Raw genomic sequence first — 4349 nt, 5'->3', positions numbered from 1 at the left:
ATCGAGCTCCGCCTCCGCCCCCACCACCGCACAGTCGTAGGGATCGTCCAGCCACCCGTCCGGCAGGACAACCCGGCTGCGCCCGGACGTACGCCCCCGGGGCCCGTCGGCCCCGAGGGGCCACGGCTGGTCGCCATCGACCTCGGCGAGGAGGTCGGCGAGCTCGGCCAGGGACGACGAGACGGCGAGCCGCTTGCGCAGTTCGGAGCCGACGGAGAAGCCCTTGGTGTACCAGGCGACGTGCTTGCGGAAGTCGATGACGCCGCGCGCCTCGTCCTCCAGCCACTCCCCCAGCAGCTCGGCGTGGCGCACCATGACGTGCGCGACCTCCTTGAAGGAGGGGGCCGCCGGGGCCCCGCCGCCCTCGAAGGCGGCGACGAGGTCGCCGAAGAGCCAGGGCCGTCCGAGGCAGCCGCGGCCGACGACGACGCCGTCGCAGCCGGTCTCGCGCACCATGCGGACGGCGTCCTCCGCCGACCAGATGTCGCCGTTGCCGAGGACCGGTATCTCCGGCACGGCCTCCTTCAGGCGGGCGATGGCGTCCCAGTCGGCCGTGCCGCCGTAGTGCTGGGCGGCGGTGCGGCCGTGCAGGGCGATGGCCGTGACGCCTTCCTCGACGGCGATGCGCCCGGCGTCGAGGAAGGTCATGTGGTCGTCGTCGATGCCCTTGCGCATCTTCATGGTGACGGGCAGGGAGCCGGCGCCCGCGACCGCCTCGCGCAGGATCGAGCGCAGCAGGTTCCGCTTGTACGGCAGGGCCGAGCCGCCACCCTTACGGGTGACCTTGGGCACGGGGCAGCCGAAGTTGAGGTCGATGTGGTCGGCCAGGTCCTCGTCCACGATCATGCGGACGGCCCTGCCGACGGTCACCGGGTCGACACCGTAGAGCTGGACCGAGCGCGGCTTCTCCGTGCCGTCGAAGTGGATCAGCCGCATGGTCTTGGCGTCCCGCTCGACGAGCGCCCGAGTCGTGATCATCTCGCTGACGAAGAGCCCCTTGCCCCCGCTGAACTCACGGCACAGCGTGCGGAAAGGCGCATTGGTGATCCCGGCCATCGGGGCGAGCACCACCGGCGGCCACACGGTGTGCGGGCCGATCTGGAGCGGCGAGGCGGCGTCATTCGTCATGCACCCATTGTCGCGTACCCCTCCGGCCCGATTAGTTGTACGCTTTAAATAATTGCAGAAATACAACCACTGCCCGAGGTGCTGCCCGCATGCCCGAGTCAGAGCTCTCCCGCCGTCGGCGCCTGCTGGTGCTGGCCATCTGCTGTACGAGCCTGCTGATCGTCAGCCTCGACAACACGATCCTGAACGTCGCCCTGCCGTCGATGCAGAAGGAGCTGCACGCCTCGATTCCGGGCCTGCAGTGGACGATCGACGCCTACACCGTCGTCCTGGCCTCGCTGCTGATGCTGGGCGGCTCGACCGCCGACCGCGTCGGCCGCAGACGGATCTTCCAGACGGGGCTCGTGCTCTTCACGGCGGGCTCGGCGCTGTGCAGCCTGGCGCCGGGTCTGGGCTGGCTCGTCGCGTTCCGGATGGTGCAGGCGGTGGGCGGCTCGATGCTCAACCCCGTGGCGATGTCGATCATCACCAACACCTTCACCGACCCCCGGGAACGGGCGCGCGCGATCGGCCTGTGGGGCGGGGTCGTCGGCATCAGCATGGCCGCGGGGCCCATCGTCGGCGGCGCGCTGGTCGAGTCGGTCGGCTGGCGCTCGATCTTCTGGATCAACCTGCCCGTGGGACTGCTCGCCCTGGTCATGACCGCCCGCTACGTCCCCGAGTCCCGCGCCCCGAAGGCCCGCCGCCCCGACCCCGTGGGCCAGCTGCTGGTCATCGCGCTGCTCGGCTCGCTCACGTACGGGATCATCGAGGGCGCCGCCGCGGGCTGGACCTCGGCGCCGATCCTCGGCTGCTTCGCCGTGGCGCTCGCCGCGCTCTGCGGTCTGCTGGCGTACGAGCGGCGGCGCGAGGAGCCCCTCGTCGAGCTCGGGTTCTTCCGCAGCGCCCCGTTCGCCGGGGCCACGGCGATCGCGGTGTGCGCCTTCGCCGCGCTCGCCGGCTTCCTCTTCCTCAACACCCTCTACCTGCAGGACCAGCGCGGGTTCTCCGCGTTCCGGGCCGGGCTCTTCATGCTGCCGATGGCCGCCATGTGCCTGGTCTGCGCCCCGATATCGGGACGGCTGGTCGGCGCCCGCGGCCCGCGGCTCCCCCTGCTGCTCGGCGGCGCGGCGATGGCGGCGAGCGGGCTGCTGTTCGCGGCCCTCGGCGCCCGGTCCTCCGACGCGCTGCTGTTCACCGCGTACGTCCTCTTCGGCATCGGCTTCGGCCTGGTGAACGCCCCGATCACCAACACCGCCGTCTCCGGGATGCCGCGCTCCCGGGCCGGGGTGGCCGCCGCGATCGCGTCGACGAGCCGCCAGGTCGGTTCGGCCCTCGGGGTCGCCGTGATCGGCGCGACGGTGGCCGCGGGGATCCAGTCGGCGGGCTGGTGGATCATCGCCGGGTGCGGAACGGCGACCCTGGCGCTCGGTAGCATCACCACCGGCCGCTGGGCGACCCGCACCGCCGAGCACGCCGCCGCCCGCCTGGAAACCGCACGGGCACCGCGGCCCGCCTCCTTCCCGACGAGCTCAGGACGCCGGTGACACCATGACGATCACGCCCGACATCACCTCGGAGACCGCGCGCCGCGCCTGGACGAACCTCCGTGAGGTCGTCCTGGGCGGCAACGAGCGCCGCAAGGAGGTCGTCGAGGCGCTCGGCATGAGCTTCTTCCGCATCAAGGCGCTGCGGCGCATCGCCCAGGGCCCGATCACCCTGCGCGACCTCGCCGACCAGCTGATGACCGACCGGCCGTACACGACGCTGGTCGTGGACGACCTGGAGCGCCGCGGCCTCGTCGAACGCACCGCGAACCCGGCGGACCGCCGCTCGAAGATCGTCACGGTGACGGAGACGGGGCGGGCGGCGGCGCGGCGCGCAACGGAAATCCTCAGCACCCCGCCCGTGGCCCTCCTCACCCTCCCCGAGGAGGACCTGGCAACCCTGGACCGCATCATGACCCGGATCACGCAGGCACCCTGACCGGGGGGAGTGACGGAGCAGGGCACCCCATCAGGGGCGCGGGGAACTGCGCGACAAGCCCCCACCGGACCCGCGGCCGCGCACCGGACACAAGACGCACCCCCATAGGCGAAGGGGGCCCGGGGGCGGAGTCCCCGGTCACAGGAGTACGGCACCCCACCCCGGCGGCACCCCTACGCGTACCACTCCCGCAGTCGCTCAAGCCGCGCCCGCGACTCCTCATCCACCGGCGTGTACGTCAGAAGCTTCGCCCCCGACTGGGGCCCCACCCACAGCGCCGTGTAGTCCAGCCCCAGCAGCCCCACCTTCGACTGCCGGAACCACCTCGTCCGGTCGGAGACGCGGACCACCTCGTGCCGTTCCCAGATCGCGCGGAACTCCGGCGAGTTGTCCTGGAGCTTCTTGAGCAGGCACTTCCACGCCGGGTTCCCCAGTTGCCCGGCCATCGACGCGCGGAACTTCGCGGCCATGACCCGTACCGCCTCCTCGCGGTCGACGAGGGTGTCCCGCCACTCGGGGTTCATGAAGGCGAGCCACATGCAGTTGCGCTCCTCGGGCGGGAGGGCGTCGAGCTCGCACATCAGCTGCCCGTAGGGGCGGTTGTACGCGAGGATGTCGTACCGCGCGTTCTGCACGCAGGCGGGGAACGGCTCCAGCTGATCCAGCATCAGCCGCAGCGAGGCGGGCACGGCCGCGCACTCGGTGTCGGGCAGCGGGTCGACGCTGCCCGCGAGGCGGAAGAGGTGGCTGCGCTCGCCCCGGTCGAGCATCAGCGCGCGGGCGATGGCGTCCAGCACCTGTGCGGAGACCCGGATGTCGCGCGCCTGCTCCAGCCACGTGTACCAGGTGACACCGACCGCGGCGAGCTGCGCGACCTCCTCGCGGCGCAGCCCGGGGGTGCGGCGGCGCGCGCCGCGCGGCAGACCGGCCTGTTCGGGGGAGACGCGCTCGCGGCGGCTGCGCAGGAAGGCGGCGAGCTCACCGCGCCGTACGTCGTCGGCCGAGGCCGGTGCCGGAGGGGCGGGCTCGTGCGTCATCGTGGTCATGGCTCCAGGATGGGGGAAACCGCAGCCGGTTGGCAGGTAGTTCTTGTACCAGGATAAGAAGACTCTGGTACCCCTTTGAGCGGCTGGGCATCGTCTTCTGTGTGAGCGAAACCCCGAGCAACACCACCCGTGACATCCGCAGCGACGACCGAATATCCCCGACGGCCAAGGCGGCTCCGGCGGGCCGGGCCGACCGCCCCCGCTCCCCCG

Annotated in this window: 4 protein-coding genes; 2 read left to right on the top strand and 2 right to left on the bottom strand. The window is 71.9% G+C overall.

Going from position 1 to position 4349, the window contains the following annotated elements:
• On the bottom strand, positions 1 to 1128 hold a 1128-nt coding region (gene dusB, locus K6I34_RS32670; RefSeq protein ID WP_229331657.1), incomplete at its 3' end, for a tRNA dihydrouridine synthase DusB.
• A gap of 89 nt (positions 1129 to 1217) precedes the next feature.
• Here dusB and K6I34_RS32665 point away from each other — a divergent pair.
• The gene (locus K6I34_RS32665) at positions 1218 to 2654 is read left to right on the top strand and encodes an MFS transporter (RefSeq protein WP_229331656.1); all 1437 of its coding nucleotides are present in this window, start codon (positions 1218 to 1220) and stop codon (positions 2652 to 2654) included.
• Positions 2655 to 2658: 4 nt separating this feature from the next.
• Entirely contained in the window at positions 2659 to 3093 is a 435-nt protein-coding gene (locus tag K6I34_RS32660; RefSeq protein WP_229331655.1) for a MarR family winged helix-turn-helix transcriptional regulator, read from the top strand.
• Between the two features lie 173 nt (positions 3094 to 3266).
• Here K6I34_RS32660 and K6I34_RS32655 read toward each other — a convergent pair whose 3' ends face one another.
• On the bottom strand, positions 3267 to 4139 hold the full coding sequence (locus tag K6I34_RS32655) for a helix-turn-helix transcriptional regulator (protein ID WP_229331654.1): 873 nt from the start codon (positions 4137 to 4139) through the stop codon (positions 3267 to 3269).
• Positions 4140 to 4349 lie beyond the last annotated feature (210 nt).

It is taken from the genome of Streptomyces sp. UNOC14_S4, assembly GCF_020740835.1.
In the GTDB taxonomy this organism is placed as follows: Bacteria; Actinomycetota; Actinomycetes; order Streptomycetales; family Streptomycetaceae; genus Streptomyces.
The sequence above is the reverse complement of the archived record's forward strand: the minus strand, read 5'-3'. Positions and strand labels throughout refer to the sequence as shown.

Excerpts from the sequence above, each read along its gene's own strand:
- K6I34_RS32660 (WP_229331655.1), top strand. The coding sequence starts at position 2,659 with ATGACGATCACGCCCGACATCACCTCGGAGACCGCGCGCCGCGCCTGG.
- K6I34_RS32655 (WP_229331654.1), bottom strand. The coding sequence starts at position 4,139 with ATGACCACGATGACGCACGAGCCCGCCCCTCCGGCACCGGCCTCGGCC.
- K6I34_RS32665 (WP_229331656.1), top strand. The coding sequence starts at position 1,218 with ATGCCCGAGTCAGAGCTCTCCCGCCGTCGGCGCCTGCTGGTGCTGGCC.